This window comes from Providencia sp. JGM181, assembly GCF_018257375.1.
GTDB classification, from domain to species: Bacteria; Pseudomonadota; Gammaproteobacteria; order Enterobacterales; family Enterobacteriaceae; genus Providencia; species Providencia lanzhouensis.
In genome coordinates, this window is the sequence record NZ_JAERJY010000305.1 from 1 (window position 1) to 598 (window position 598).

A 598-nucleotide genomic window follows, 5' to 3' on the forward strand; every position below is an offset into this window, starting at 1 on the left:
GTTTTATACGATATCTGGCTACATTTCGTAATAAAGCAACGAAACTAAGCCAAAAAGTTAATTTATTTTATATTTAAGTGGTCAGATGAGTAGTTTAATTACACAAGTTGCGCTATTATAGATTCCGTTAGTGAAGATTAACCTTGGTGTTCGATTTTAGTGCCTCTTTGGTGATTCACGCTCAATGCAAATTGAGTTAAACATGAATTAAGTGAAATAGAAGTAAAGAGCAAGACTGGAATCGGTAAAATTAAGTGGCTACTGAAGGAGGATATCGATGTCCACATATCAAGAATATTCCCGTAATCAGGTACTTTTACGCCGCACTGCTGCTGTAACAGCTGGCATTATTGCGTTTCCGGTTATGGTTTTTTACCCAAAAAGAGCAAGATTTTATAGCTACCTGCATAAAGTCTGGGCTAAAACGAGCGATAAACCTGTATGGTTGGCTAGCTCGGAAGTAACGATGGAAAGCCATCGTTAATCAGTGATTCAATTCACTAAAAAGATATCCCTGCAATAATTTAATTGTGGGGATTTTTTTATATAAAAATCATAATAATTAATTCCTATACTTCAATGTTATTTAAATTAAAGC

Annotated in this window: 1 protein-coding gene; it reads left to right on the forward strand. The window is 34.4% G+C overall.

The window, feature by feature from the left end; translation table 11 throughout:
* Positions 1 to 277 precede the first annotated feature (277 nt).
* Positions 278 to 484, forward strand: coding sequence for a YbfA family protein (locus JK188_RS17660; protein WP_006660462.1), 207 nt, complete (start codon positions 278 to 280; stop codon positions 482 to 484).
* Positions 485 to 598 lie beyond the last annotated feature (114 nt).